This window comes from Pseudoalteromonas sp. AOP7-A1-14 (assembly GCF_052376275.1).
In the GTDB taxonomy this organism is placed as follows: Bacteria; Pseudomonadota; Gammaproteobacteria; order Enterobacterales; family Alteromonadaceae; genus Pseudoalteromonas.
Map to the genome: position 1 here is coordinate 1 of NZ_JBQSVO010000018.1, position 26285 is coordinate 26285.

General features: G+C 39.7%; 20 protein-coding genes and 2 tRNA genes. 9 read left to right on the forward strand and 13 right to left on the reverse strand.

Going from position 1 to position 26285, the window contains the following annotated elements:
* Positions 1 to 1628 (forward strand): BREX-1 system phosphatase PglZ type A (gene pglZ, locus ACT3RM_RS05020; RefSeq protein WP_444511342.1); only part of this gene is annotated, 1628 nt, incomplete at its 5' end.
* 12 nt (positions 1629 to 1640) lie between these two features.
* A complete protein-coding gene (gene brxL, locus ACT3RM_RS05025; protein WP_441994623.1) occupies positions 1641 to 3824 on the forward strand; it encodes a protease Lon-related BREX system protein BrxL in 2184 nt (727 codons plus the stop codon).
* A gap of 497 nt (positions 3825 to 4321) precedes the next feature.
* Here brxL and ACT3RM_RS05030 read toward each other — a convergent pair.
* The 4 genes from ACT3RM_RS05030 to ACT3RM_RS05045 all read right to left on the reverse strand — a co-directional run bounded on the left by ACT3RM_RS05030 (position 4322) and on the right by ACT3RM_RS05045 (position 7047).
* A tRNA-Val gene (locus ACT3RM_RS05030) sits at positions 4322 to 4398 on the reverse strand.
* Between the two features lie 26 nt (positions 4399 to 4424).
* Positions 4425 to 4501: transfer RNA gene (locus ACT3RM_RS05035), tRNA-Val, on the reverse strand.
* Between the two features lie 110 nt (positions 4502 to 4611).
* On the reverse strand, positions 4612 to 5673 hold the full coding sequence (locus tag ACT3RM_RS05040) for a DUF3080 family protein (RefSeq protein ID WP_441994622.1): 1062 nt from the start codon (positions 5671 to 5673) through the stop codon (positions 4612 to 4614).
* Between the two features lie 12 nt (positions 5674 to 5685).
* Positions 5686 to 7047, reverse strand: a complete 1362-nt coding sequence (locus tag ACT3RM_RS05045; protein ID WP_441994621.1) for an MATE family efflux transporter — start codon at positions 7045 to 7047, stop codon at positions 5686 to 5688.
* Positions 7048 to 7172: 125 nt separating this feature from the next.
* Between ACT3RM_RS05045 and ACT3RM_RS05050 the strand changes: the two genes are divergently transcribed.
* Positions 7173 to 7811, forward strand: coding sequence for a riboflavin synthase subunit alpha (locus ACT3RM_RS05050; RefSeq protein WP_441994620.1), 639 nt, complete (start codon positions 7173 to 7175; stop codon positions 7809 to 7811).
* Between the two features lie 7 nt (positions 7812 to 7818).
* Here the strand turns inward: ACT3RM_RS05050 and ACT3RM_RS05055 are convergent, their stop codons facing one another.
* Together ACT3RM_RS05055 and ACT3RM_RS05060 are read right to left on the reverse strand one after the other, a co-directional pair.
* Positions 7819 to 8022, reverse strand: coding sequence for a CPXCG motif-containing cysteine-rich protein (locus ACT3RM_RS05055; protein WP_441994619.1), 204 nt, complete (start codon positions 8020 to 8022; stop codon positions 7819 to 7821).
* Positions 8023 to 8223: 201 nt separating this feature from the next.
* Positions 8224 to 9084: a fructosamine kinase family protein gene (locus ACT3RM_RS05060; RefSeq protein WP_441994618.1), complete on the reverse strand. Its 861-nt coding sequence runs from the start codon at positions 9082 to 9084 to the stop codon at positions 8224 to 8226.
* A 113-nt stretch (positions 9085 to 9197) separates the two neighbouring features.
* On the opposite strand from ACT3RM_RS05060, the gene ACT3RM_RS05065 reads away from it, so the two are divergent.
* The 4 genes from ACT3RM_RS05065 to ACT3RM_RS05080 all read left to right on the forward strand — a co-directional run bounded on the left by ACT3RM_RS05065 (position 9198) and on the right by ACT3RM_RS05080 (position 14004).
* A complete protein-coding gene (locus ACT3RM_RS05065; protein ID WP_441994617.1) occupies positions 9198 to 9893 on the forward strand; it encodes a DUF445 domain-containing protein in 696 nt (231 codons plus the stop codon).
* Between the two features lie 506 nt (positions 9894 to 10399).
* On the forward strand, positions 10400 to 11185 hold the full coding sequence (locus tag ACT3RM_RS05070; RefSeq protein WP_441994616.1) for a hypothetical protein: 786 nt from the start codon (positions 10400 to 10402) through the stop codon (positions 11183 to 11185).
* Positions 11186 to 11370: 185 nt separating this feature from the next.
* Positions 11371 to 12753, forward strand: coding sequence for an amidohydrolase (locus ACT3RM_RS05075; protein ID WP_441994615.1), 1383 nt, complete (start codon positions 11371 to 11373; stop codon positions 12751 to 12753).
* A 12-nt stretch (positions 12754 to 12765) separates the two neighbouring features.
* Positions 12766 to 14004, forward strand: a complete 1239-nt coding sequence (locus ACT3RM_RS05080; protein ID WP_441994614.1) for an amidohydrolase family protein — start codon at positions 12766 to 12768, stop codon at positions 14002 to 14004.
* 126 nt (positions 14005 to 14130) lie between these two features.
* On the opposite strand, the gene ACT3RM_RS05085 is transcribed toward ACT3RM_RS05080, so the two are convergent.
* Together ACT3RM_RS05085 and cspD are read right to left on the reverse strand one after the other, a co-directional pair.
* Complete coding sequence (locus tag ACT3RM_RS05085) at positions 14131 to 16353, reverse strand: NADP-dependent isocitrate dehydrogenase (RefSeq protein ID WP_441994613.1); 2223 nt, start codon at positions 16351 to 16353, stop codon at positions 14131 to 14133.
* Positions 16354 to 16908: 555 nt separating this feature from the next.
* Entirely contained in the window at positions 16909 to 17127 is a 219-nt protein-coding gene (cspD, locus tag ACT3RM_RS05090) for a cold shock domain-containing protein CspD (protein WP_441836058.1), read from the reverse strand.
* Between the two features lie 208 nt (positions 17128 to 17335).
* Here cspD and clpS point away from each other — a divergent pair, with 208 nt between their 5' ends.
* Both clpS and clpA read left to right on the forward strand, forming a co-directional pair.
* The gene (gene clpS, locus ACT3RM_RS05095) at positions 17336 to 17644 is read left to right on the forward strand and encodes an ATP-dependent Clp protease adapter ClpS (RefSeq protein WP_441836057.1); all 309 of its coding nucleotides are present in this window, start codon (positions 17336 to 17338) and stop codon (positions 17642 to 17644) included.
* 69 nt (positions 17645 to 17713) lie between these two features.
* Positions 17714 to 19975: an ATP-dependent Clp protease ATP-binding subunit ClpA gene (clpA, locus tag ACT3RM_RS05100; protein WP_441836056.1), complete on the forward strand. Its 2262-nt coding sequence runs from the start codon at positions 17714 to 17716 to the stop codon at positions 19973 to 19975.
* Positions 19976 to 20149: 174 nt separating this feature from the next.
* On the opposite strand, the gene infA is transcribed toward clpA, so the two are convergent.
* The 5 genes from infA to trxB form a co-directional block, all read right to left on the reverse strand.
* The gene (gene infA, locus ACT3RM_RS05105; protein WP_002962494.1) at positions 20150 to 20368 is read right to left on the reverse strand and encodes a translation initiation factor IF-1; all 219 of its coding nucleotides are present in this window, start codon (positions 20366 to 20368) and stop codon (positions 20150 to 20152) included.
* A 90-nt stretch (positions 20369 to 20458) separates the two neighbouring features.
* The gene (locus ACT3RM_RS05110; protein ID WP_441836055.1) at positions 20459 to 21163 is read right to left on the reverse strand and encodes an arginyltransferase; all 705 of its coding nucleotides are present in this window, start codon (positions 21161 to 21163) and stop codon (positions 20459 to 20461) included.
* The gene (gene aat / locus ACT3RM_RS05115) at positions 21156 to 21872 is read right to left on the reverse strand and encodes a leucyl/phenylalanyl-tRNA--protein transferase (protein ID WP_441994612.1); all 717 of its coding nucleotides are present in this window, start codon (positions 21870 to 21872) and stop codon (positions 21156 to 21158) included. Before aat ends, ACT3RM_RS05110 begins: the two co-directional genes overlap by 8 nt.
* A 193-nt stretch (positions 21873 to 22065) precedes the next feature.
* Positions 22066 to 24879: a bifunctional aconitate hydratase 2/2-methylisocitrate dehydratase gene (locus ACT3RM_RS05120; protein WP_441836053.1), complete on the reverse strand. Its 2814-nt coding sequence runs from the start codon at positions 24877 to 24879 to the stop codon at positions 22066 to 22068.
* Positions 24880 to 25199: 320 nt separating this feature from the next.
* Positions 25200 to 26150, reverse strand: coding sequence for a thioredoxin-disulfide reductase (trxB, locus tag ACT3RM_RS05125; protein WP_441835585.1), 951 nt, complete (start codon positions 26148 to 26150; stop codon positions 25200 to 25202).
* Positions 26151 to 26285 lie beyond the last annotated feature (135 nt).

A 26285-nucleotide genomic window follows, 5' to 3' on the forward strand; every position in this document is an offset into this window, starting at 1 on the left:
CGAAAAAGTTACGCAGCCATTGGTGCTCACCAGGCTCACATAAAGATAGTGCTAACTATGCGGCTATTTATACGGCATTAAGAGCCGCTAAAGAGTTCTATGACTTAAAAGAAAAGCACATTGATGGTTTGGCCTTTGAAAGTGCTAGGAGTCTTTACAAGGCATATGAAACGGAGCTTTATAAGTTTGACCATGCGTATCGTATTTTTAGTGAAAACTCGATTGAAATTAGTAAAAACGGCTCTGATATTTTAAAAGCAACAGGTCTTGTTGAAGATATTGAACACTTATATGTTGATTGGTACTTGCATGATTTAGCGATTGTTTGGGGTAAGCTAGTTGATGATGAAAACTTACTTGATAATTGGAGTCTAGCTGGAATAAACAATCAGCAAAACTTCTTCCGTGAAGAAGTAAAAGGTGTATTAAGCAAAACTCAAACTAAACGGGTTTTTGTGATTATTTCCGATGCACTTCGATACGAGGTAGCGCATGATATTCACCAGCAGATTAACGATGAAAAACGCTTTAAATCTGAGATTAAGTCTCAGCTAGGCGTTGTGCCTTCTTATACTCAATTGGGGATGGGTAGCTTGTTACCTCACCAGAAGCTGACAGCTCACCTTGGCACTAAGCCAGAATATAAAGCTGATGGCATGTCTGTGCATGGGCATGACAACCGCCATAAGATTCTTGAAAAGCATGGCGGTGTTGCTTTTAAAGCGGATGAGGTCCTTAACTGGACAAATCAAGAAGGCCGAGACAAAGTGCGTGATACTCAGGTGGTATATATTTATCACGATGAGATTGACGCAATAGGTGATAAGCAAGTAACTGAGAACCAAACCTTTGAAGCCGCTCGCGATGCCGTTGATGAAATCAAGCAATTGATTGGTCGTATCATTAATCGCTTAAACGGTAGTAGAGTGCTTGTTACCGCTGATCATGGTTTCTTGTTTAAAATGACGGACGTGACCGATTCAGATAAAACTGCGCTTAAATCAAAACCAGCAGGCACAACCGAAGCCAAAAAGCGTTATGTAATAGGCTCAAACTTACCTACAGACAGCTATTACTGGACTGGCAAATTGGCTAATACTGCTGGCGTAAATGTTGAAGGTGGTGATGATGCTGAGTTTATGATCCCTAGGGGAAGTAACCGCTTTAACTTTGTTGGTGGGGCCAAGTTTATTCATGGTGGCATTATGCCACAGGAAATTTGTGTTCCTGTTCTTCAAATTAGAGAGTTAGATACAAAGGCTCAAACGAAACACGCAAAGCAGAAAGTAAACGCTGTTCCGCTCAATAATCCTGTGAAAATAGTATCTAATATCGATAGGATCAAATTCCTTCAAACAGATCCGGTAGGCGAGAAATTTAAGGCCCGTGAATTAGAAATATGGATTGAAGATTCCGATGGGAAAAAGGTAAGTTCACGTGAAAAGGTATTGTTTGAATCGACTTCAGAGAAGATGGACGATCGTAAACGCAACGTACAAATAAAATTAGAAGGTAGCGGCTTTGACCGCACAGTGAGCTACAAGCTAATGATGGAAGATACAGAGAGCAAAGTAAAAACAACACACTCTGTGATTATTGATTTAGCTTTTGAAGACGACTTTTTTTAGGGAAGGCATAAAATGGAAACCAAAGACAATTTAGAAAATGATAATCAAGAAAACCAAGTTGCCAACCAAGAACGTGAAATTAATGTACATGTTCATATGCATGAAAATGACGCGACGATAGACCCTATAGACGATACTGCACCTGTGCTTACTGAGCGTGGGGAGCTAAGAAGTATTGATCTAGACGAGCTGATGATAAATGAATTTAAAGGTCGTATTGTACGTAAAGATCTAACAAAGCAGTTAAAAGAAGGTGCTAACGTTCCTGTATACGTACTGGAATACCTTTTAGGTATGTATTGCTCTGCTGCTGAAGATGACTTAATTGAAGAAGGCATGAAAAACGTTAAGAAAATCTTAACGGAAAACTATGTTCGACCAGATGAGGCCGAAAAAGCCAAGTCGCTTATTCGTGAGAAAGGCACGCATAAAGTTATTGATAAAGTGACGGTTAAGCTAAACCAGAAAAAAGATATTTACGAAGCAAGCCTATCTAATATCGGTATCAAAGATGCGGTTGTGCCAAATAAAATTGTTAAAGAAAACGAGAAGCTCTTAACAGGCGGTATTTGGTGCATTATTACAGTTAGCTATTACTATGAAGAAGGCCAGAAAGTATCACCTTTTAGTGTATTTAGCTTAAAGCCAATTCAAATGCCTTCTATGAATATGGAAGAGGTATATCAAGCTCGACGTAAATTCACAATGGATCAGTGGATCGATATGTTACTGCGCTCAATTGGAATGGAACCTGCTAATTTAGATCACCGAACTAAATGGCATTTAATTGCTCGCATGATCCCATTTGTTGAAAATAACTATAACGTTTGTGAACTTGGGCCGCGTGGTACAGGTAAGTCGCATGTTTATAAAGAGTGCTCTCCTAACTCGCTCTTGGTATCGGGCGGACAAACTACAGTTGCTAACCTTTTTTATAATATGTCTTCTCGCCAAATTGGTTTAGTGGGAATGTGGGACGTTGTGGCCTTTGATGAAGTAGCCGGAATCCGTTTTAAAGATAAAGACGGTATTCAGATCATGAAAGATTATATGGCCTCAGGTTCATTCTCTCGTGGCCGTGATTCGATAGAAGCTAAAGCGTCAATGGTGTTTGTTGGTAATATTGACCATAGCGTTGAAACTTTAGTAAAAACGAGTCACCTTTTAGCGCCATTCCCTGATGATATGATTGATGCCGCATTTTTTGACCGTTTTCATGGTTACATCCCTGGTTGGGAAATACCTAAAATGCGCCCTGAGTTCTTCACAGACCGCTTTGGTTTAATAACTGATTACTTAGCTGAATACATGCGCGAAATGCGTAAGACGACGTTCTCAGACTCTATTGATAAGTTCTTTAAGCTAGGAAATAACTTAAATCAGCGAGATGTAATTGGTGTACGTCGAACAACGTCTGGTTTATTAAAGTTATTAGTACCTCATGGTGAATACAGTAAAGAAGACGTAAGAACGTGTTTAACTTATGCTTTAGAAGTTCGACGCCGTGTAAAAGAGCAGCTAAAGAAAATCGGCGGTATGGAGTTTTTTGATGTTAACTTTAGTTACATTGATAACGAAACGTTTGAAGAGTTTTTTGTAAATGTGCCTGAGCAAGGAGGTTCTAATTTGATACCTGCTGGAATAGCTAACCCTGGGGTACTGCATTTTGTTAGTGAAGGGGCAGCTGGCAAGCTAGGGCTTTATCGAGTTGAAACTCAAATGACACCAGGCAACGGAAGGCATTCTACATCTGGCTTTGGCTCTGACACTTCTGCAAAAGAGCAGGTTCGCGTTGGCTTTGAATATTTCAAGGGTAATTTAAATCGTATTGCAGCTAATTCACGATTTTCGGAGCATGAATTTCACTTGCACTTTGTTGATTTACAAAACTCTGGCAATAGTCATACAGCAAGTTTAGCTTCTTTAATTGCTAGTTGTTCAGTTCTAATGAATAAACCAATACAAGAGTCTATGGTTGTGCTTGGCAGCATTACATTAGGTGGTGTGGTAAATCCAGTGCAAGATCTCGCATCTAGTATGCAAATAGCGCTAGAAGGTGGAGCAACCAAGGTACTTCTGCCAATGGCATCAGCCAGTGACATCCCATCAGTCCCAGCAGAGACGTTTACTAAGTTTCAGGTAAGCTTTTACAGTGACCCTGTGGATGCTGTTTATAAGGCGCTTGGGGTAAATTAATGTAAGTGGGGCAATTGTAGTGGTAGAGTCATTTTGACCACTACACATATTATTAAGGTTATGATCGCTGCACACAACTAATTAGTGTATCTGTGCCTTGTGTGGGCACCGGAGCCTAAACAAGGCACAGAAGCAGTTTATGGAATAGGGGTCATAGAATATTTCATGAAATGACACGGAAAATATTAGGGTAGTGGTCACCTGATTTGAAATTTTTGGTTTGGAATTTGTGATTTGAGGTTTGTGAATTTGCAAGGGTAGGGGTCTAATTTTGAGGAAGATTAAAGAGCTAAAAAAGTGGTTTGGGCGCTTGGGCACAAGTTTGGGCACAAATCGATAAAAACTGGAATTTTTAGGATGATCTTTTGAGGCTTGGCTCTCGTTATTTTAAAATTTTGAATACAAAATAATAAAAAACTAAGAATTTAATTTTTAGTTGAATAATTAAACGAATAGATTGAATAGGTTTTTTAACTGTTTGAAATATAGAGTTTAATTGGTACGACCGAGTGGATTCGAACCACCGACCTCTACCATGTCAAGGTAGCGCTCTAACCAGCTGAGCTACGGTCGTACAATTTTTTTAGGGTTCTTAAATGTTGGTACGACTGAGTGGATTCGAACCACCGACCCCTACCATGTCAAGGTAGTGCTCTAACCAACTGAGCTACGGTCGTATCATAAATTAAGATGTGTTAATTGCTCAACAACGGTCGCTAATATATAGCGTGTGCTTTAGTGAATCAAGTGAGAATATGTTTTTTTAGTGCGTTTGCCGTTTTTTTATTCATATTGGGCTGATTTCACACGTTTTATAAAATACTTGCCACCATTTTACATGTGCTTTGGCTGATGACTTTAAACTATAAAGTAAATTATCAGGGCTATCGTTTATAAAAGAGTGTAAAGCACTAGGGGGACTTTGAGGAGGTGTTAGCCATAACGCTTTATACAAAGGCATTAACCGCTCTAGGGCCGATGTTAATTGTGCTTGATAGGGTTGTAGTTGTGATAAATAATACTTTTTAAAAATATTGCTAAGGATTTTCGCTTTTTGTTTGTTTTTATTGGGGGCGCAAAAGCGTTTAAGTTTAAGGTTTTGTAAGTAAACGCGCGTGTCGTTATTAAGTTTTATTTGTCTTCTAGCTGAACTAATAAGTGCTTGATTAAAATTAAACTTATTTAAAACTTCTAAAGCTGGGAATAGCAGCTCGGAGTCGATATTTTGATAATCTTTAGCTGTAATTGCTTTTTTGATATTAACGAGTTGTTGTAATGCTTGTTCAGTTTCAACTAAACCTGAAAGACTCTCATCTACTTCGTAGCTACCTAACAGCCACGTTCTTTTAAGTTCAGGTTCTTGGTAAAGTAAGGCTTTGAAATTTGCATTTAATTGTGCTTTTTTATTTGCCGTGGCATTTTGTAATGCTTGATATATTTTGGGTTTATCTTCTATGGTTGCCATGCATTTATTGGTAAGTTGAATAAAGCGAATTTGATAAATAAGCTTACTACTTACTGTGGCTACTTTTCCTAATTGATTGTTGTGAGCAGCGATTAACCCATTTAAAGGGCAGTGATTGAGCTGGGCCAGCTGTAGTAAACTGATGGTTTGCTTATCTATATTATCGTTGAAGTAATTAATATCAATATTGCGCAGTTGAGATGCAGAAGGGAGTTCAACTGCTGTGGTGCTTGCTAGACGCTGCTGATACTCGCTGTATGTATCGCTTGGTTTGTCATTACATGCGCTGATAATAAAAGTAACTAATACCCACACAAGTACACTCGCCACTTTTTGACAAGGCAAACGGTAATTATGGTTTTTATTCGCCCGCTTATTTAGCATTTAATTAGCTTATCACTTGATAAGACGTGTGATTGATTCATGTTTAAAGCGCCTTGAAACTGTGTACGTAAGCATTATAGCGGCTACAGATAAACCAACAATAATACCAACCCAAAAACCATGTGGGCCCATAGCTGGTACTATTAAGTCAGTACGGGCAAGTATAAAGCCGAGTGCAAAACCAACCAACCAATAAGATATAAACGTAATATAAGATATTGGAGTTGTATGTTTTAAACCACGCAAAATACCGTTGGCTGCAACTTGCAGTGCATCAGGCAATTGATAAATACACGCCAAAATCATAATTGAAGAGGCAAGTGCGATAACGCTTTCGTTGTCAGTATAAAGGTGGCTGATAGCATGGCGACCGATAAAGGTAATCGTAGCAAGTAGTATTGCAATACACACCGCGAGCATATAGCTGGTTGATATTGCGTTTTTAAGCTGCTGGTAGTGACCTTGGCCATATAGATTACCAATGCGTATACTTATCGCAATAGAAAGGCTTAGGGGCATCATAAATAGCAATGTAGTTACACTAGCAGCAACTTGATGACCCGATACTGCAACAGCGCCTAAATGCGCAATAAATAAAGGAATGCACGCAAACAGTGTAACCTCAAAAAAAGTCGCTAGTGAAATGGGAATACCCACTTTAGTTATTGTCCAAATGGTTTGTAGCTGCGGCGCTTTAAAACCAGCCAACAAGCCTTTGGCATTGACTTTTTTACTGTTGTGGCAGTAAATAACTTGTGCGATCGCCATAGCTGTAAATACAAGGGCGGTTGCAATACCACACCCTGCACCGCCAAGAGCGGGCATCCCCAATTTACCGTGGATAAAAATATAATTTGCCGGAATATTAATGCCAAGACCGATTAAGCTAATGTAAAAGGCGGGTTTAGTCATCCCCATGCCTTCGGTTACATTACGATAGACACTAAACACTAAAAAACCAATAACCCCCCATTTCACAAAATGGATATAATCATCAGCGAGTTCTGCAATGGCTGGAGTGGTGTCTAACTTTAAAATAACGGTGTTTGCTAAATAAGCGATGGCTAAACCAATCACACTTAAAATAGCGGTTAAGTATAAACTTTGCTGAAAATAATGGCTTATGCCGGCTTTGTCATTGCCTCCTGAAAATTGTGCGATGATACCGGTCAGCGCTAATAAAATACCTTGTAGGGCAAGCATTGCGGGGTTCCAAATACCCGTAGCAATTGATAGAGCGGCTAAGTCCGTGGCGCTGACTTGGCCTGCCATTATCGTGTCAACGACCGACATTAATACTAAGGTAACTTGTGCTAAAAAGACCGGAATGGCCAAAGAGATAAGCCGTTTGGCTTCCCAATTACAAAATGTCATATCACACACTAACAAGAATAAGTGATGCTATTGTAATTCAATAAACCTAGAAAAAAAGCTTCTATCGATGAATGAGGCTATTTTTTCAGTTACACTTAATCGGTTAATTTTTATTAGGAATGGTTATGTTTACTGGTATCGTGCAAACACAGACAAAAGTTGTTGAAAATAACCACAATGAGGGAGTCCTCAGGTTAGTACTTGAAGTTGAACAAGTGCATGTTGAAAACTTAAACTTAGGTGCCAGTATAGCGATTAATGGGTGTTGCTTAACGGTTGTAAAAGTGTGTTTAAGTACTTCTGATAACGCAATCAAAGTTCATCAAGCACATGTGTATTTTGATGTGATTGACGAAACGCTCAGGTTAACAAATTTAGGTGAATTAGCCCAAGGAATGCGAGTTAACTATGAGCGCTCGGTAACTTTTGGCACGGAGCTTGGCGGGCATATTGTATCAGGGCATATTCATTGCTGCGCTAAAGTAGAGCAAGTTATCCATCAGCAAAGTAATTGTAAAATACAATTGTCGATTCCAACTGAATGGCAAAAATATGTATTGTATAAAGGCTTTGTAGCCATTAATGGTGCAAGCTTAACGGTAGGAGAGGTTGATGAGCAGGGCTTTTGGTTGCACCTCATTCCTGAAACGTTAGCGATCACTAATATGGGTGCTGCTGAGGTGGGCAATCGATTCAATGTAGAAGTTGACCAGCAAACCTACACCATCATCAATACCGTTGAGAACTATTTAAGCCAACATTAAAGCTAATTCAAAATATTTGTTCGTCGTCGCTGTCAATATGCAGCTCTATTTTGTTGCGAGCGTAATCGATGTGCATATTTAAGTGAATAGGGTTGCAGCATGCGGTGCAGCCTTCAATATAATCTTGATCACCCTCACTGGCATCAAGCGCGATATGAATATGATGCCCACAATGAGGGCAAGTAATACGTTGTGATAGTTGATATTTCATCAGCTTTTACCTTAATCAGGCATGCCTGATCACTATATTAATTAAGTTAATTTGCAACTTCATTGTCGTCAGAGTATCCGGGTATATGTTTACTTTACTCGGCTGGCGTAACAACATTTGCAGCGCTACACAAATACTTTTAGCTCTTTAAATATAGTGTGAAATATCTTTTTGTGACACTTATTTGAATACTAAAAACCATTATTTGAGTAATAGATTTATTTGTTGTTTTGCTTCAGTAAGATAGTGTCCGGCAAAAATGTTTGCGTGATTTAAAATATGATAAAGTTGGTAAATTATTTTGCGTTGTTGGTACCCTCGAGGCAAAGGGTAGTGCTTATTATAGGCAATATAAAACGCTTCAGGGAGTGGTCCAAATAGTTCGCTCATGGCTATATCGGTTTCTCTGTCGCCATAATAGCAAGCTGGATCAAAAGTGCTCGGCACACCTTGCATAAACCCCATATTGCCGCGCCAATAATCACCATGCAATAATGAAGGTTTTACTGTATGCCCATGCAGCTTGTTTTTTATAACGCTTACGAACTCATCTTTATCGACTAAGTTAATGCCTTTCTCGTCCAGTAATTGTAATTGCCAACCAATACGTTCCTCAGCGAAAAATACATCCCATTTTTTATGCCAGCGATTAGGCTGGCTAGTTGGACCAATAAAGTTGTCATGATCAAAGCCAAACATCGCTTGTTGATGCTTTAAATGTAATCTTGCTAAATGGCTGCCCATAATATGCCAATCGGTGTGAGGTTGTTTATCGAGTTCAAGCCATTCTAAAACAATAAAGGCATATTCGATATTAGCCCCCGTTGTAATACAGTCGGGCACCATAAACAAGCTTTCTTGGGTGAGTAATGTTAAGTTGTGAGCCTCGCACTCAAAGCGTTCTAGATCATGTGAATAACCTACTTTGACAAAGTATTGACGGGTCCCATCGCTAATTTGAAACAGTTTATCACTATTGGCACTTTGCAGCTGCTGCTTAATTGTATGTTTAAACTCAAAATGCATGGCTTGGCTAATATGTTCGTTGACACAGTTCCACATAACATTGAACACCTTTTGAACAGATACTTAAACTATGGCAAAAAGAAGTTCAATAGACAAACACTTACAGGTAAAATTAATGATCCTGATATTTTAAAAGGCTTGTTTATAAAATGAATAAAAGTGTTGTTACCAATTTTATTGCTGCTGTGTGTGTTGCGGTGGGTTATTTTTTTGAACAAAGTATTGTTTTGTCGGTTGGCTTATTTGCGCTTTCAGGCGCGGTAACAAACTTATTAGCTATTCACATGCTGTTTGAAAAAGTCCCTTTTTTATATGGCTCAGGGGTGATTACTTTAAAATTCGAACGCTTTAAAGAAGCAATTAAACATTTAATCTTAACTGAGTTTTTTTCGCCAGAAAAAATAAATCAATTTTTAAGCTCACAAACTGAGCAGTTTGATTTAGCGCCAGTAATAGGTAAAGTCGATTTAAACCCTGCCTTTGACAACTTAGTCGACGTGATAGAGCAGTCCCAGTTTGGTAGCATGTTAGCAATGATGGGCGGCGCTGCGGCTCTTGAACCGATGCGTGAATCGTTTATAGAAAAAATGCAGCACTCAATGACTGAAATAAGCCAATCAGAGCAGTTTAAGCAGCTATTATCGGCGCATTTAACACCCTCTGCTACCGACGACAACGGACTTTATAATACGATTACGACATTGGTTGATGAACGTCTTAATGAGCTAACGCCGGTGATGGTTAAAAATATTATTCAAACTATGATCAGAGAGCACTTAGGTTGGCTTGTTGTATGGGGTGGTGTATTCGGTGGTGTATTTGGTTTGATAGCGGCAATTATTTAACATTGTATTATTTTTCAAATGTTTCATTCCTACAAGACTAAGTAGCCTAACTACTCGGCTACTTGGTTTTACTATCACATCATTTACTTTGAACCGGTAGCGATCACATCATTGCTGTGTATTATCATTGATTGTAATTCAGATGCTGTCGTTCTTAACTCTTAAGGCATAGCCACCTATAAGCTAAGCCACGTTCATTTCACTACAAGATTAAATACCTTTCATCATTTTAAATTACCGCCTTACATAGTTAGTAATAGCGATGCTATGTAGGGCGGCTTGGGTTGTTGAAGTTGTCAGTGTATGCATAGCGACATTCGAGTTGCTTGATTTCCTTGTGATAGGTCATTATTGGTTTTGACTGTTTTTTATCTGCTTTACTGGGCTTATTTATAATTTTATTTCGGTTTTTTTTACTTTTAGTAAACTCATCGATTATCGAGGTGACTTAGGTATTTCTTAGCTGTATTATTCGGCCATAATTTTAAAAAGGTTTGGGAGACACTGTGAGCCGTAAACTTGCAAGTTACTATCAACATGCATATGCCACTGAACAGCAACATTTTAATCAGTGCTTTTACTGTGGCTGTGAAGCTACCGAGCGCGATCATTGCCCACCATTGCACATGCTACAGAGTATTGTTGACTTAGGAGAAGAGGCTGAGTTTGTTAGCATTCCTGCATGCTATGAGTGCTATGCGTTATTACACAATGAGCGCTTAATGAGCATTGATGAGCGTTTCATTAAGTTGAAAAAAAAGCTCTCAACAAAATATGCCAAACCTCTTCGCGTTTATAATATGTGGCATGAAAGTGAGCTTGGTGAGATGAGTGACGAATTTGCACACAGTATTCAAGCTGGTATGAGACTCGGTAAAGAATCTGCTGAACGCCTGGCATTTCAAGGTTTTAGCTATGCGACCGAAGAAGCGAAAGTAACAGTACGTGAAAAAACGAAAGAGTTTGATGTAGAAGGAATGATTTTTTACGACTTTAAAGAAGCTCTTAATTATTGCATCAGTGATTTAAATGTACACAAAAGCGACTTTTATAAAATTTTAGTAGAAGATTATAACGGCAACTTTAATAAGGCGCTCAGTCAGTACCGTCATCGTCATGATAAAGTAACCGCTGAGAAAGACGGTAATAGTCTCATTAAAGATTTTGCTAAAAAGCATAAACAAAACTCAGATTTTGTTACTCGTACAGTGAAGCATTTTATGGATAAAGACCTTGAGATGACCACAGAAGATGCCTTAGACAAGCTTTACAATAACTACATTAAAAAGTAACACTTAATTACACTTGTTATTATGGCCAAGGCGTTTACTTTAAAGTATACGGTTTTACATTTTGTAATGGCTTAAAGTTAAGGCATTCGTCCTATATAAATGCAGAATTACCGTGTTTAATCGCATTGTGGGGTGTATTTAGTTACAGTTACATTAGTAATAAAAAAACAACAGAGATATAACATATGCAAAAATTTGCTCCTTCTATGTTGGTTGCCGCATTGGCTGTTGCCCTTAGCGGCTGCCAAGATAATGGCCCACAAGATGAAAAAATAACGATTAATAAAAACCCATACCCAAGTACTTATCAACCACTTAAATCGACGACTACGCTTATTACCAATGCCACAGTATTAACTGGTACAGGTGAGCGTTTAGAGGAGGCTGATGTATTACTGGTTGATGGTAAAATACAACAAGTAGGTAAAGACTTAACAGGCAGTGCCGATGTCACTATCGATGCGCAAGGTAAGTGGGTAACACCAGGTATTATAGATGTGCATTCACATTTAGGAGCTTATCCCAACCCATCGGTTGACTCGCATCAAGATGGTAACGAGATGACTAGCCCAAATACCGCAGAGGTTTGGGTAGAGCATTCTATTTGGCCACAAGATCCTGGCTTTAATCGTGCTCGTGAAGGCGGTATCACCTCATTACAAATTTTACCTGGCTCGGCTAACTTATTTGGTGGTCGTGGTGTGACCCTTAAAAATGTACCTGCGCATACAATGCAAGGCATGAAGTTTCCAAATGCGCCGTATGGTTTAAAAATGGCCTGTGGCGAAAACCCTAAACGTGTTTATGGCCGTAAAGGCGAGTTACCTTCAACCCGTATGGGTAACATGGCAGGGTACCGTACAGCCTGGGCTAGTGCGGTTGAATATAAACGAGAATGGGATAAATACGACAGCGATTATGCCGCAGGTGAAAACCCTGAAGTTCCACATCGGGATATTAAATACGACACTTTACGAGGCGTTCTTGAAGGTGAAGTAATGATCCACAATCATTGTTACAAAGCCGAAGAAATGGCAATGATGATTGATCTGTCAAAAGAATTTGGTTATCACGCAGGTACGTTCCATCATGGGGTTGAGGCGTACAAAATTGCCGATATGCTTGCTGAAAATGGCTCGTGCGCAGCACTTTGGCCTGATTGGTGGGGCTTTAAAATGGAAGCCTACGACATGGTTCAAGAAAACGTAGCAATTGTTGATGCTGTTAAAAACTCATGCGCGATTGTGCATTCAGACTCAGACACCACTATTCAGCGCTTAAACCAAGAAGCGGCTAAGGTAATGTTCCGCGCGAATGAAAATGGTTTTGATATTTCAGAGCAACATGCAATTGAGTGGATCACCTCTAACGCGGCTAAATCGTTAGGCATTGCAGATAAAACCGGCTCACTTGAATCGGGTAAGCAAGGCGATGTTGTTATTTGGAATCAAAGCCCGTTTAGTGTGTATGCAAAGGCTGAACAAGTATTCGTTGATGGTGCCAAAGTGTATGACCGTAATGACGAAAAATACCAAGCACAAAGCGATTTTATGTTAGGTCAACAATAAGGGGTAACTAGGATGACAAAATTAACACGTTCGTTTTCACTTTCACTGGTTGCTGCCGGTTTATTTTCAACAGGCGCTGTACAAGCACAATCAATCGCTATCATTAACGCTACTTTACATACATCCACGGATCAAGGCGTATTATCAAATGCCAGCATTATTATGGATGAGGGTAAAATTACCGCGATTAATCCAGAGGAAGTAACTGCAGATACTATTGTTGACGCAGAAGGTAAAATTGTAACGCCAGGTTTTATTGCTAGTGTTAACCAATTAGGTTTAGTTGAAGTGAGTGCTGTAGCAGGCTCTCGTGATGGTGGTGATGACAAAGCTGGGATTGATTTCGATCCAAGCCTTGCCTTTAATGCACACTCAAGCCTTATTCCTTATGCGCGTAAAGGTGGTGTTACTCGTGATGTAATTACACCTCATGGTGGTGATAGTATTTTTGCAGGCCTAGCGGCGATAGTTGATTTAAGTGGATCATTTGAGAGTGTTTCAAAAAAACAAGCAGCCTTAGTTGTTCACCTTGGTGAAAAACGTAAAGGTTCTCGTGCTATGTCGTTGAAAACACTTATAGACACACTTGAAGCGCACCAACAAAAATCAGCTAAAGAAGATAAAAAAGACGACACCCCAAGCACTGAAGATAAAATATTAACTAAAGTCCTTGCTGGTGAAATGCCATTGCTAGTTAGCGTATCACGCGCGGCTGATATTATGGAACTATTAAAAGTTAAGCAGCAGTTTGGTGTTAATCTCGTACTTAGTGGCGCACAAGACGCTGTTGTCGTTAAAAAGCAGTTAGCTGATGCACAAGTGCCGGTTATTTTAAGTGCTATGGATAACTTACCCGGTAGCTTTGACTCACTACACGCAAGCCTTAGCAACGCAGGTGAACTTGAAAAAGCGGGTGTTAAAGTTCTTTTAACGGTAGGTGGCGATTCAAGTCATAATATTTACCAATTACGTTTTGATGCGGGTAATGCTGTTTCATATGGTATGAGTCAGCAAGGTGCATTAAAAGCGGTCACATCAAATATTGCGGATGTATTTGCTATTGACGCAGGACGGATGGAAGTAGGTAAAGCCGCGGATGTTGTCATTTGGAGTAGTGATCCATTTGAACTTAATAGCCACGTTACGCAGATGTTTATTAATGGCGAAAAAGTTTCAACTGAGGCACGCCAAGATAAATTACGAGAACGTTATATGAGCGACTCAGAAATGCCCAGAGCTTATAATAAGTAATTAGCAATAACTTATTAAAAAGGCCACATATTATTATGTGGCCTTTTTTATTATTTGCGTTTTAAAAGCTTAAAATAAAAAGGCGCTTACTTTGTAGTAAGCGCCTTTCTCAACTTGCTTTTAGCTTTAAACTAGCTTAGCTAAAATATCGTTGTATGTTGCACTTGGACGCATTGCTTTATAAGCTTTGTCGTCGTTAAGCTGGAAATATCCACCTACGGTCATTGCAGGGCCTTGTGCTTCGTTTAGCTCCTTAACAATTTGTTCTTTGTTAGTTTCTAAATCAGCAGCAATTTGCGTGAACTGTGTTTTAAGCTCGCTATCATCATCTTGCTTAGCAAGTTCTTGTGCCCAGAATAAAGATAAGAAAAAGTGAGAACCACGGTTATCAATTTCTTTAACTTTACGTGAAGGAGATTTGTTTTCAGCAAGGAAAGTACCGGTTGCTTTATCAAGCGTATCGGCAAGTACTTGCGCCTTTTTATTATTGGTATTAACACTTAAATGTTCAAGTGAAGCGGCCAATGCTAAAAATTCACCTAGTGAATCCCAACGTAAATGGTTTTCTTTTTCGAACTGTTGCACATGCTTAGGTGCTGAGCCACCTGCACCTGTTTCAAATAAGCCACCGCCATTCATAAGTGGAACAATTGAAAGCATTTTAGCACTTGTACCTAGCTCAAGAATTGGGAATAAATCAGTCAGGTAGTCGCGTAATACATTACCAGTTACTGAAATAGTGTCTTTACCTTCTTTGATACGCTCAAGAGAGAATAAAGTCGCTTCAAGTGGTGCTAAAATTTGAATATCTAAACCAGAAGTATCGTGCTCTGGTAAATAAGCATTTACCTTTTTGATAAGTTCAGCATCGTGAGCGCGGTTTTCATCTAACCAGAAAATAGCCGGAACGCCAGTTGCGCGTGCACGGTTTACTGCAAGCTTAACCCAATCTTGGATTGGTGCATCTTTAACCTGGCACATGCGCCAGATATCGCCTTGTTCAACACCGTGTTCAAGTAACGTTGTGCCGCTTGTATCAACAACACGAATAGAACCCTCTGCTTTTGCTTCAAATGTTTTATCGTGTGAACCGTACTCTTCAGCTTTTTGTGCCATAAGGCCAACGTTTGGCACGCTACCCATTGTTGTTGGATCAAAGGCACCATTTTCTTTACAAAAATCAATAGTTGCTTGATAAATACCTGAGTAACAACGATCTGGGATTACAAAGCTAGTATCTTGTAATTTACCATCGTTATTCCACATTTGACCGCTTGAACGGATTGCAGCAGGCATAGACGCATCAATGATCACATCACTTGGTACATGAAGGTTGGTAATACCGCGGTCTGAGTCAACCATTGCAATAGCAGGGCCGTTGTCATAAACCGCTTGAATATCTGCTTCAATTTCTGCACGTTTAGCATCATCAAGAGTGGCAATTTTAGAAAATACATCACCAAAGCCATTGTTTACATCAACATCTAGTTCTTTAAATAATTCGCCGTGCTTAGCAAATACGTCTTTAAAGAATACTTTTACAGCGTGACCAAAGATAATTGGATCTGATACTTTCATCATTGTCGCTTTCATATGTAGCGAGAACAGTACGCCTTTTTCTTTAGCAGCTTCAATTTCTTTTGCTAAGAACGCTTGTAATTTAGCTGCGCTAATACGAGAAGCATCAATGACTTCGCCTGCAAGCAGCGGTGTACTTTCTTTAAGTACGGTTACATCACCATTTGTAGCAACGTGTTCGATACGTACATCAGTTGCTTTATCAACAGTTACTGACTGCTCAGATCCGAAGAAATCACCGTCTTCCATACTTGCAACGTATGATTGTGAATCTTTGCTCCATGCACCCATTGAGTGCGGGTTATTACGGGCATATTCTTTTACAGAGCTTGGTGCGCGACGATCAGAGTTACCTTCACGTAATACTGGGTTTACAGCGCTGCCTTTGATTTTGTCGTAGGTGGCTTTAATTTGTTTTTCTTCGTCAGTTTTAGGCTCAGACGTGTATTCAGGAAGGGCATAGCCTTTTTCTTGTAGTTCTTTGATTACCGCACGAAGCTGTGGCACTGAAGCACTGATGTTAGGTAATTTAATAATGTTTGCTTCAGGTGTTTTTGCGATGTCACCTAATTCAGCAAGTGCGTCGTCAATGCGCTGATCTGGATTTAAGTAGTCAGCAAAGTTCGCGATAACACGACCTGCTAAAGAAATATCACGCGTTTCCACTTCAACGCCAGCGGCATTAGTGTACGCTTGAATAATCGGCAGAAGTGAATAGGTGGCCAGTGCTGGCGCTTCGTCTGTTTGAGTATAGATAATTTTTGATGTCATCATCATTCCTAGATAGTAGGCGTTAAAGCCATATTCAACAATGCAAAGAATATTATCGTCAATGTTTAGACAATAATCAGTCAGTTAGGTGTGATTACTAATGTGTACAATTTTCACACCTGACGGACTGTGAATGCGTATTTATATGCTGTATTTTGGAAAAATAAATTAGCCATCAGCATAGTGTTATGAGCTTGTACTGCATATTAATGCAATTTTTTAGCATGCAAGAGTGTACCAAGTTTGGTGTAAAAGGGCTAGCGCGTATGCGCTTAGGCTCCATAGTTACTTTTAGTTAAAACGCTAAAAGGCATCACAACAAATAAACAATTGGGGTTTGTACGCAACAATTCAACCGTTAGGGGGTTTTTAAGTCATTTTGTTCGTTAAGAAAGTAAAATTCAGCGGGCTGTATGTAAATGAATTAGTGCCATTAAATATAAATTAGTACAATTAAATATATCTAAGCAGACAAATACAGATAAAAGAGGTATAAAAAGAAGGATTAAGCGAGGATCTAAACTAAATCGCTCGCTTGTAGTCGAACATTATTAGCTACTGCAAAATATCTCCGTTAGGAGCGATATTTGTAGCATGAAGCCCTTTAGGGCCTTGCTGTAATTCGAATGTTACATCTTGACCAGCTTTAAGTGTTTTATAACCGTCCATTACAATCGTTGAGTAATGAGCGAAAATGTCATTCTCACAGCCGTCTTCGACGATGAAGCCAAAACCTTTGGCATTGTTGAACCATTTGACTTTACCACAAGCCATACTTCTACATCCTTCTATAAGTTGACTAATTTAGTTATTCTAAACCGTATAATTTGTTAGACTGACTAAGGTTTAATCAATCTATAATTGACTGTAGTTTATTTCATCAAGCAGTCAAGTTGTTTTAGCGGTTTATTAACAATTTATTTATTTTTTATTCAAGTTTCCTTGAGTTCCAAAGACAAGACTATATTTAATTATGAGTGGTATGAAAGAATCAGATGTTTTAGATACAGTTCGCGACAGTGAAAAGCAAAAGCTACAGCCGCCGCGAAAATATAAAGTCATTTTAAATAATGATGATTACACGCCAATGGACTTTGTGATAGAAGTACTTACGACGTTTTTTAATATGGATAGCGATAAAGCAACAGATGTGATGCTTCAAGTTCATCACTACGGTAAAGGTATTTGCGGAGTTTATACCGCAGACGTAGCCGATACCAAAGTTGAGCAAGTTAACCGTTATGCGCGGGATAACGAGCATCCACTGCTATGTAGTTGTGAGCAGGAATAAATACTGAAGATAGTGATCAAATGAGCTATCAAAGTGGTATAAATAGATTATCTCAGTAAGGGGTTGCCAATGCTAAACAAAGACTTAGAACTAACCTTAAATGAGGCGTTTCGTGAAGCGCGTACACGCCGCCATGAATTTATGACCGTAGAGCACCTATTGCTTGCTTTATTAGACAACCCATCAGCAGGCGAAGCGTTAACAGCCTGTGGTGTTGATATGCCCGGTTTAAAATTGGAATTGTCTGAGTTTATAGACGAAACCACGCCGGTCATCCCTGATTTAGAAGAAGAGCGTGAAACCCAGCCCACACTTGGTTTTCAGCGTGTATTACAGCGCGCAGTATTCCATGTACAATCTTCAGGAAAAAATGAAGTGACAGGCGTGAACGTACTGGTAGCGATTTTTTCTGAGCAGGAAAGCCAAGCAGTTTACTTACTTAAAAAGTCAGATGTAAATCGTTTAGACATCGTTAACTTTATTTCTCACGGTACTACTAAAGCTGAAGATGATTTAGGTGATGATCCCGACGACTTACACGAAGAAGTACAAGAAGTACAAAATGAAGAGCCAACTAAACTTGAAAACTTCACAACCAACTTAAACATTCAAGCAGAAGAAGGGAATATTGACCCACTTGTAGGGCGCGACAGTGAAGTTGAACGTACGGTACAAGTATTATGTCGCCGTAAGAAAAATAACCCGTTATTAGTGGGTGAAGCTGGCGTAGGTAAAACGGCCATTGCAGAAGGCTTAGCGTATCGGATTATAAATAATCAAGTACCTGAGGTTATTACCGATGCTGTTGTTTACTCTTTAGACATGGGCGCGTTACTTGCTGGCACGAAATACCGTGGCGATTTTGAAAAACGCTTTAAGTCGCTATTAAAAGAGCTTCAGGCTAAACCTAACTCTATTTTATTTATAGATGAGATTCATACCATCATTGGTGCCGGTGCGGCCTCTGGCGGCGTTATGGACGCGTCTAACTTAATTAAACCACTGCTTTCAAGTGGTCAGTTACGTTGCATGGGGTCAACAACCTATAGTGAGTATAAAAACATCTTTGAAAAAGATCGTGCCTTAGTTCGCCGCTTTCAAAAAATTGATGTGCTTGAGCCAAGTGTGGCCGATACCACTAAAATTCTTAACGGTTTAAAAGAACGTTATGAACAGCATCATGGTATTCGTTATACACAACCAGCACTTAAAGCAGCCGCAGAGCTGAGTGCTAAATACATTAATGAACGTCACTTACCTGATAAAGCCATTGATGTGATAGACGAAGCGGGTGCTAGTCAGCGTTTACAGCCCACGTCTAAGCGTAAAAAAACCATTGGTGTTGCGGACATTGAAATGATTGTTTCTAAAATGGCGCGTATTCCACAGCAAAGCGTGTCATCAAGTGATAAAGAAACCCTTAAAAACCTCGATCGTAATTTGAAAATGCTGGTATTTGGCCAAGACCAATCTATCGACGCGCTGACATCTGCTATTCGTTTATCGCGCTCAGGCCTTGCTAATGAAGATAAACCGATTGGTTCATTCTTATTTGCAGGCCCAACTGGTGTTGGTAAAACGGAAGTTACCAAGCAACTTGGTAAATGTATGGGTGTGGAGTTTATTCGTTTTGATATGTCGGAGTATGTTGAGCGCCATGCGGTGAGCCGCTTAATTGGTGCGCCACCAGGCTACGTTGGCTTTGAGCAAGGCGGTCTACTTACTGAAGCGGTTATTAAAAATCCGCATGCAGTGGTACTCCTCGATGAAATCGAAAAAGCACACTCAGATATTTATAACATTCTGCTGCAGGTGATGGATCACGGTACGCTCACTGATAACAATGGTCGTAAAGCAGATTTTAGAAATGTTGTAGTTGTGATGACCACCAATGCGGGCGTACAAGAAACAGTACGTAAATCAATCGGCTTTACTGAGCAGGATCATTCACATGATGCGATGGGCGAAATAAACAAGGTATTCTCACCTGAGTTTAGAAATCGCTTAGATAACATCATTTGGTTTAATCACCTAGAAAAAGACGTGATACTGCAAGTGGTTGATAAGTTTATTGTAGAGCTACAAGCTCAGCTAGATAAGAAATCGGTGAACTTTGAGCTTACCTCAAAAGCTAGAGAGTTCTTGGCTGATCAAGGTTATGATAAAACGATGGGTGCACGGCCTATGGCACGTGTTATTCAAGAGCAGCTTAAGAAGCCGTTGGCGAATGCCATTTTATTTGGTGAGCTAGTTGGTGGCGGTAATGTCAAAGTGTCAGTGAAGGATAAAAAACTGCGTTTTGATTATGAAACAAATCTAACAGCTGCATAAGTACATTCGTTAGACAACAAAAAGCCCAGCAATTGCTGGGCTTTTTGTTTATTAAAAGATAATTAATAACTAAGTTGCTAATTACATTTAATAAACGCTTCAAGCTAGTGTAGAAAGTAACTAAGTTACTCAGACAACTTAGCTAAAAACTTGATATTTCGTTAACGCACTAACTTAGCGAGCACGGAATACAATGCGACCTTTCGATAAATCGTAAGGAGTCATTTCTACGGTAACTTTATCACCAGTTAAAATACGGATATAATTTTTACGCATTTTGCCTGATATATGCGCCACAACTACGTGACCATTTTCAAGCTCAACTCGGAACATTGTATTTGGTAAAGTATCAAGGACCGTTCCTTGCATTTCGATTACGTCTTCTTTCGCCATGTTTAGCGTAACACCTCTTTAATAGTTAAACGATGCAGATTTTGCCCAAAATACACCAATAAGTAAAGGTGCAGGGGCTATTTTTGCAAATTAAATAGCCATCCACTGGTCATTAACGTGTTTTTGCGCCGGTAAGTATTGAGTTTTGTAGCGCATTTTGGCACATTCATCAATTTGGTAGCCTAAATACAAATATTGCTTTTGTTGCTTTTGGGCCAATTTTACTTGTTCTAAAATCATTACGGTACCTAAACTGTAATGCTCATAGTCTGGATCGAAAAATGTATAAATGGCTGATAATGCGTTATTCATGGTGTCGGTAACGGCTACCGCAATGAGCTTTTCGTCATGCCAAAGTTCAATAAATGTAATAGGTAGCCAATTGCAAAGTAAAAAGCTCTTGTACTGATTTTTCTCAGGCGGATACATCGAGCCATCCTGATGTCGCTCGCTAATATATTTACAGTATAAAGGGTAGTAGAGCTCATTTTCTTGTGTGCTATAGCGTACTGTAAATTTGTTACCGGCTTTATTGCGTTTTCTTTTTTGTGATTTACTTGGCATAAATTGCTTTGCTAACACACGGACAGACGAACACGCACTACACACTGGGCAGTGCGGACGATAAATTTGGTCACCACTGCGACGAAACCCTAACCCCAGTAATTGTTCAAACTTGTCAGTTTGATAACAGCTTGGGTCGAGTATTACTAATAATTGCTCTTCGCGGTCGCTCAGGTAGCTACAATCAAAGGGCTGACTTAACCCCAGTCGTACAGGTAAACGCTCACTCATAAATAGCCTTTAACTCTTGTGGTTTCCACATTTCACTGGCTATAACATATTGGTGTGCATTATTTAGCTTAGTAAAAAAGTCAGAGCGTGGTATTACTTTTGCTCCTAACGACATTAAATAAGGGTTTTCCAACTGACAATCTATAAAATGCGCATTGTGGCGCTTAAGCCAATTAACGAGTGCCCACATGGCAAGTTTTGAGCAGTTACTCTGGTGGTGAAACATCGATTCGCCACAAAACACCCCATGCTGCATTATGCCGTAAAGACCACCGACTAACTCATCATCACGCCATACCTCAAGACTATGGGCTATACCCGCGTGGTGAGCGCTTATATAAGCGTCGAGCATGTCAGTGGTGATCCATGTACCCTCTGTATCAAGACGCTGATCTCTACAGGTTTCGATAACTTCTTCAAAGGCATTATTAATAGTCACTTTGACTGGCGACTTCTTAATTTCTTTACGTAAACTTTTACTAACATGAAAATCATCAAGTTCAATAATGCCACGCATGCTAGGGGACCACCACATTATCGGTTTATGTTCACTAAACCACGGGAATATTCCTTGGTTATACGCATTTTTTAATCGTGTTACTGATAAGCAACCACCAATAGCAAGCAAGCCATCTGGTTCATCCAATGCGTAGATAGGGGCGGGAAAAGTAAATTGGTTTTGAGATAATTGATAAAGTTGTTTTGTCATAACACCGATTTCACCTGATTTCAGATAATAACTACGAGGGCAGATAAATTGTAACCTGTTGCTTTAAATTCACAAACAAGAAATAGTAAACAGTCAATGGCAAGGGTGAAAATGTGGCTTGTATGTTAGGGCAAATTTTGGGCAAAAAAAAAGCGCGTTTTAAACGCGCTTTTACTAACTTAATTCAGTCCAATTAGTTTACAACTTTTACTGGAACGGCTTCAGCCGCATTGAATTTGGTTGTCATATCTTCTTCAACTGGAGTAAACGCTGTTAGGTCTACGCCTTCAACTGCTGAACGATACTCTTCGATAGTTGGGAAGCGACCAAGTACCGTAGAAAGCACTACAAGGGGTGTTGAACCTAATAGTGACTCACCTTTTTTATCAGATGTATCAGCTACTACACGGCCTTGGAAAAGACGAGTTGACGTTGCAATAACTGTATCGCCTGGTTCCGCTTTTTCTTGGTTACCCATGCATAAGTTACAACCAGGGCGCTCTAGGTATAAAATGTTTTCATACTTAGTACGTGCGGCTGTTTTTGGTTTCGAATCGTCAAATTCAAAGCCTGCGTACTTAGCTAAAATATCCCAGTCGCCTTCAGCTTTAAGCTCATCAACAATGTTATATGTTGGTGGCGCAACTACAAGCGGTGCCTTGAATGAGATAGAGCCGTTTTTCTTTTCAAGGTTACGTAGCATGTGAGCAATAATTTTCATATCGCCTTTATGAACCATACACGAACCAACAAAGCCTAAATCAACTGGCTTGTCGTTGTAGAATGAAACCGGACGAATAACATCATGAGTATAACGTTTAGATACATCATCGTTATTTACGTCTGGATCGGCAATCATTGGCTCAACGATTTCATCTAAATTAACCACAACTTCTGCATGGTATTTCGCTGCATCGTCAGGTGTAAGCGCAGGGTTAGTGCCAGACTGAATTTCTTCGATACGTTTATCAGCAAGGGCAATTAGGCCTTTAAGCGTTTCAATTTCGTTATCCATACCTTTGTTGATCATGATTTGGATACGGCTCTTAGCCAGTTCAATTGATTTAACTAACGTTTCGTCGTTTGAAATACAGATTGACGCTTTCGCTTTCATTTCTGCAGTCCAGTCAGTGAAGGTAAACGCTTGGTCAGCCATAAGGGTACCAATGTGTACTTCAATCACGCGGCCTTGGAAAACGTTCTCGCCACCAAATTGCTTAAGCATTTGCGCTTGTGTTGCATGTACAACGTCACGGAAATCCATGTGCTTAGCCATGCTGCCTTTAAATGTTACTTTAACAGACTCAGGAATAGGCATTGCTGCTTCACCTGTAGCTAATGCTAATGCTACGGTGCCTGAATCAGCACCAAAAGCAACACCTTTAGACATACGTGTATGCGAGTCACCACCGATGATAATCGCGCGGTCATCTATGGTAAGGTCGTTCAATACCTTGTGAATTACGTCAGTCATTGCATTGTAAACGCCTTGCGGGTCACGTGCAGTGATCAAACCAAACTTATTCATAAACGCCATAAGTTTAGGTATATTAGCTTGTGCTTTGCTATCCCATACTGATGCTGTATGGCAACCTGATTGATAGGCACCGTCAAGAATTGGTGAAATAACTGAGGCAGCCATCGCTTCTAATTCTTGCGCAGTCATTGGGCCTGTTGTATCTTGCGAACCAACAATGTTTACGTTCACACGAATATCAGAACCTGCGTGTAAAGGAGTTTCAGACAATACGCCTACAGCATTACGGTTAAATATTTTCTCAACCGCAGTTAAACCTTGACCTTCATGTGATATTTCTTGTGAAGGAGCGTATACAAGCGGTGTTTCAATGCCTAAAGTTTCAGCGGCAAATGTTTGTATTTTTTTACCAAATACAACAGCGTAAGAACCACCAGCTTTCATAAATTCAACTTTTTGCGATGTAAATGCTGAAGATATATCAACAAGCTCTTTATCACCGTTATAAAGTTTTTTCTCTTTAGTATTGATGGTCAAAACAGTGCCAGTAGCGACTGAGTATGCTTCTTCAAGTACTGCATCACCATTTTTATCAGTAACCGTTTTACCGTTTGCGTCTACTTTTTTAACCCAGTTTTTAAGGTCAAGACCGATACCGCCAGTTACACCAACCGTTGTTAAAAAGATTGGCGAGATACCGTTAGTACCCGCAACAACAGGGGCAATGTTGATGAAAGGAACGTATGGACTTCCTTGCTTACCAGCCCAAAGTGCAACGTTATTCACACCCGACATACGTGATGAACCAACACCCATGGTACCTTTTTCAGCAATAAGCATTACTTTAGCATTTGGGTGTTTTTTCTGAAGTTCACCAATTTCTTGCTGAGCTTCTTCAGTGATCATGCATTTACCGTGTAGTTCACGGTCAGCACGAGAATGCGCTTGGTTACCTGGAGAAAGTAAATCAGTTGAAATATCACCTTCGCCAGCAATATACGTTACAACGTCAATTTTTTCTTCAATATCTGGCAGCTTTGTGAAAAACTCCGCTTTTGCATAGCTTTCTAATAGTTCTTTAGCAACTGGGTTACCTGCTTTATAAGCCGCTTCTAGGCGCTCAGTGTCGGCATCGTATAAGAATACTTGTGTTTTAAGTACTTCAGCGGCTTGTGCTGATATTTCCGTGTTATCACCAAATGCTAAATCAAATAGCTTTTCGATTGAAGGGCCACCTTTCATGTGTGAAAGAAGCTCAAAAGCGAAATCTGGAGTGATTTCTTCTACAGATTCTTCACCAAGAATAATTTCTTTTAAAAACTGTGCTTTAACGCCCGCAGCACTTGTAGTTCCTGGTAATGTGTTGAAGATAAAAAAGTGTAGTGAATCTTTACGGTGCTCATTGCCTGTATCTTTAATTTGATTAATTATTTCAGATACTAGTTCTGCGCTATCGATTGGTTGTGGATTTAATCCAAGTTCCGTTTTACGGGTTTGGATTTCTTCCAGATACTGTGTATACAAACTCATAGAAAACTCTCGATATTTTACTTGATATGAAGTTGAGCATTTTAACTTATTTTATAGTCTCTAGTCATGCTCAAAGGAACAAAGCTTTGTGCTCAACTAATTATAGTTAGTTTTACGTGCGATACTTTGACGGTATTCATTTTACGCATTTAGATCCTATCGCACTTACAATATATACTGTATATATAAGATGAATCTTTATTATAACGGCAGTGAATGTCACTACCGCATACTTTGCGTTTATATATGCGCTTTTGATTAAGGCACAAAAAAGGGCTGAATACTCAGCCCTCAAAATTTACCCTAAGGTATAAATACTATTAAAGGTTATCTAAGAAGCGCTCTGCATCTAGGGCTGCCATGCAGCCTGTGCCCGCTGAGGTAATCGCTTGACGATAAATATGATCAGATACATCGCCTGCTGCAAATACGCCCGGTACGCTGGTTTGTGTTGCATTACCATGTAAGCCTGATTCAACGACAAGGTAACCATCTTTCATTGTTAACTGATCTGCAAACATATCGGTATTTGGTTTATGGCCGATAGCAATAAACACACCGGCTAAATCAAGTTCTTCAGTGTCACCAGACTCGACATCTTTAATGCGTACGCCAGTGACGCCCATTTGGTCGCCTAGTACTTCGTCTAGTGTGCGGTTGTAATGCATAACCACATTGCCATTCGCCGCTTTTTCAGCAAGGCGATCGGCTAGAATTTTTTCACTGCGAAAACTATCACGGCGGTGAATAACATGCACTTCGTCAGCAATGTTAGATAAATAAAGTGCTTCTTCAACTGCCGTATTACCACCGCCAACAACTGCTACCTTTTGGCCTTTATAAAAGAAACCATCACAAGTCGCACAGGCTGATACGCCACGGCCTTGGAAGTTAGTCTCTGATTCTAGCCCTAAGTATTTAGCTGAAGCACCAGTGGCGATAATGAGCGCGTCACAAGTATAAGTACCTTGGTCACCTGTTAGGGTAAATGGGCGCTTTGATACGTCTACTTTATTAATGTGATCAAACACAATTTCAGTTTCAAAACGTTCAGCATGCTCTTTCATCCGGTCCATTAGTGCAGGACCCGTTAGGCCATGTGCGTCACCTGGCCAGTTTTCAACTTCAGTCGTGGTCGTTAGTTGACCACCTTGTTGAATGCCAGTAATTAAAACTGGGTTTAAATTAGCGCGGGCAGCGTATACGGCTGCGGTATAACCCGCAGGGCCAGAGCCTAAAATTAACAACTTACAATGTTTTGCTTCACTCATGTTTTTTTCCTAAACGTTTCAATTCTCTTTTAATGAGTTCAATTCTAAGAAAAACAAGGCGGATGTAAACAAAATTCCGGATAATTATTTTATTCAAATCACCAAGCTGTCAGATATTGTGTACTTTATTATGAT

Coding starts and splice junctions, on each gene's coding strand:
- brxL (WP_441994623.1), top strand. CDS start 1,641: ATGGAAACCAAAGACAATTTAGAAAATGATAATCAAGAAAACCAAGTT.
- ACT3RM_RS05040 (WP_441994622.1), bottom strand. CDS start 5,673: ATGCTAAATAAGCGGGCGAATAAAAACCATAATTACCGTTTGCCTTGT.
- ACT3RM_RS05045 (WP_441994621.1), bottom strand. CDS start 7,047: ATGACATTTTGTAATTGGGAAGCCAAACGGCTTATCTCTTTGGCCATT.
- ACT3RM_RS05050 (WP_441994620.1), top strand. CDS start 7,173: ATGTTTACTGGTATCGTGCAAACACAGACAAAAGTTGTTGAAAATAAC.
- ACT3RM_RS05055 (WP_441994619.1), bottom strand. CDS start 8,022: ATGAAATATCAACTATCACAACGTATTACTTGCCCTCATTGTGGGCAT.
- ACT3RM_RS05060 (WP_441994618.1), bottom strand. CDS start 9,084: ATGTGGAACTGTGTCAACGAACATATTAGCCAAGCCATGCATTTTGAG.
- ACT3RM_RS05065 (WP_441994617.1), top strand. CDS start 9,198: ATGAATAAAAGTGTTGTTACCAATTTTATTGCTGCTGTGTGTGTTGCG.
- ACT3RM_RS05075 (WP_441994615.1), top strand. CDS start 11,371: ATGCAAAAATTTGCTCCTTCTATGTTGGTTGCCGCATTGGCTGTTGCC.
- ACT3RM_RS05080 (WP_441994614.1), top strand. CDS start 12,766: ATGACAAAATTAACACGTTCGTTTTCACTTTCACTGGTTGCTGCCGGT.
- ACT3RM_RS05085 (WP_441994613.1), bottom strand. CDS start 16,353: ATGACATCAAAAATTATCTATACTCAAACAGACGAAGCGCCAGCACTG.
- cspD (WP_441836058.1), bottom strand. CDS start 17,127: ATGGCTTGTGGTAAAGTCAAATGGTTCAACAATGCCAAAGGTTTTGGC.
- clpS (WP_441836057.1), top strand. CDS start 17,336: ATGAAAGAATCAGATGTTTTAGATACAGTTCGCGACAGTGAAAAGCAA.
- clpA (WP_441836056.1), top strand. CDS start 17,714: ATGCTAAACAAAGACTTAGAACTAACCTTAAATGAGGCGTTTCGTGAA.
- infA (WP_002962494.1), bottom strand. CDS start 20,368: ATGGCGAAAGAAGACGTAATCGAAATGCAAGGAACGGTCCTTGATACT.
- ACT3RM_RS05110 (WP_441836055.1), bottom strand. CDS start 21,163: ATGAGTGAGCGTTTACCTGTACGACTGGGGTTAAGTCAGCCCTTTGAT.
- aat (WP_441994612.1), bottom strand. CDS start 21,872: ATGACAAAACAACTTTATCAATTATCTCAAAACCAATTTACTTTTCCC.
- ACT3RM_RS05120 (WP_441836053.1), bottom strand. CDS start 24,879: ATGAGTTTGTATACACAGTATCTGGAAGAAATCCAAACCCGTAAAACG.
- trxB (WP_441835585.1), bottom strand. CDS start 26,150: ATGAGTGAAGCAAAACATTGTAAGTTGTTAATTTTAGGCTCTGGCCCT.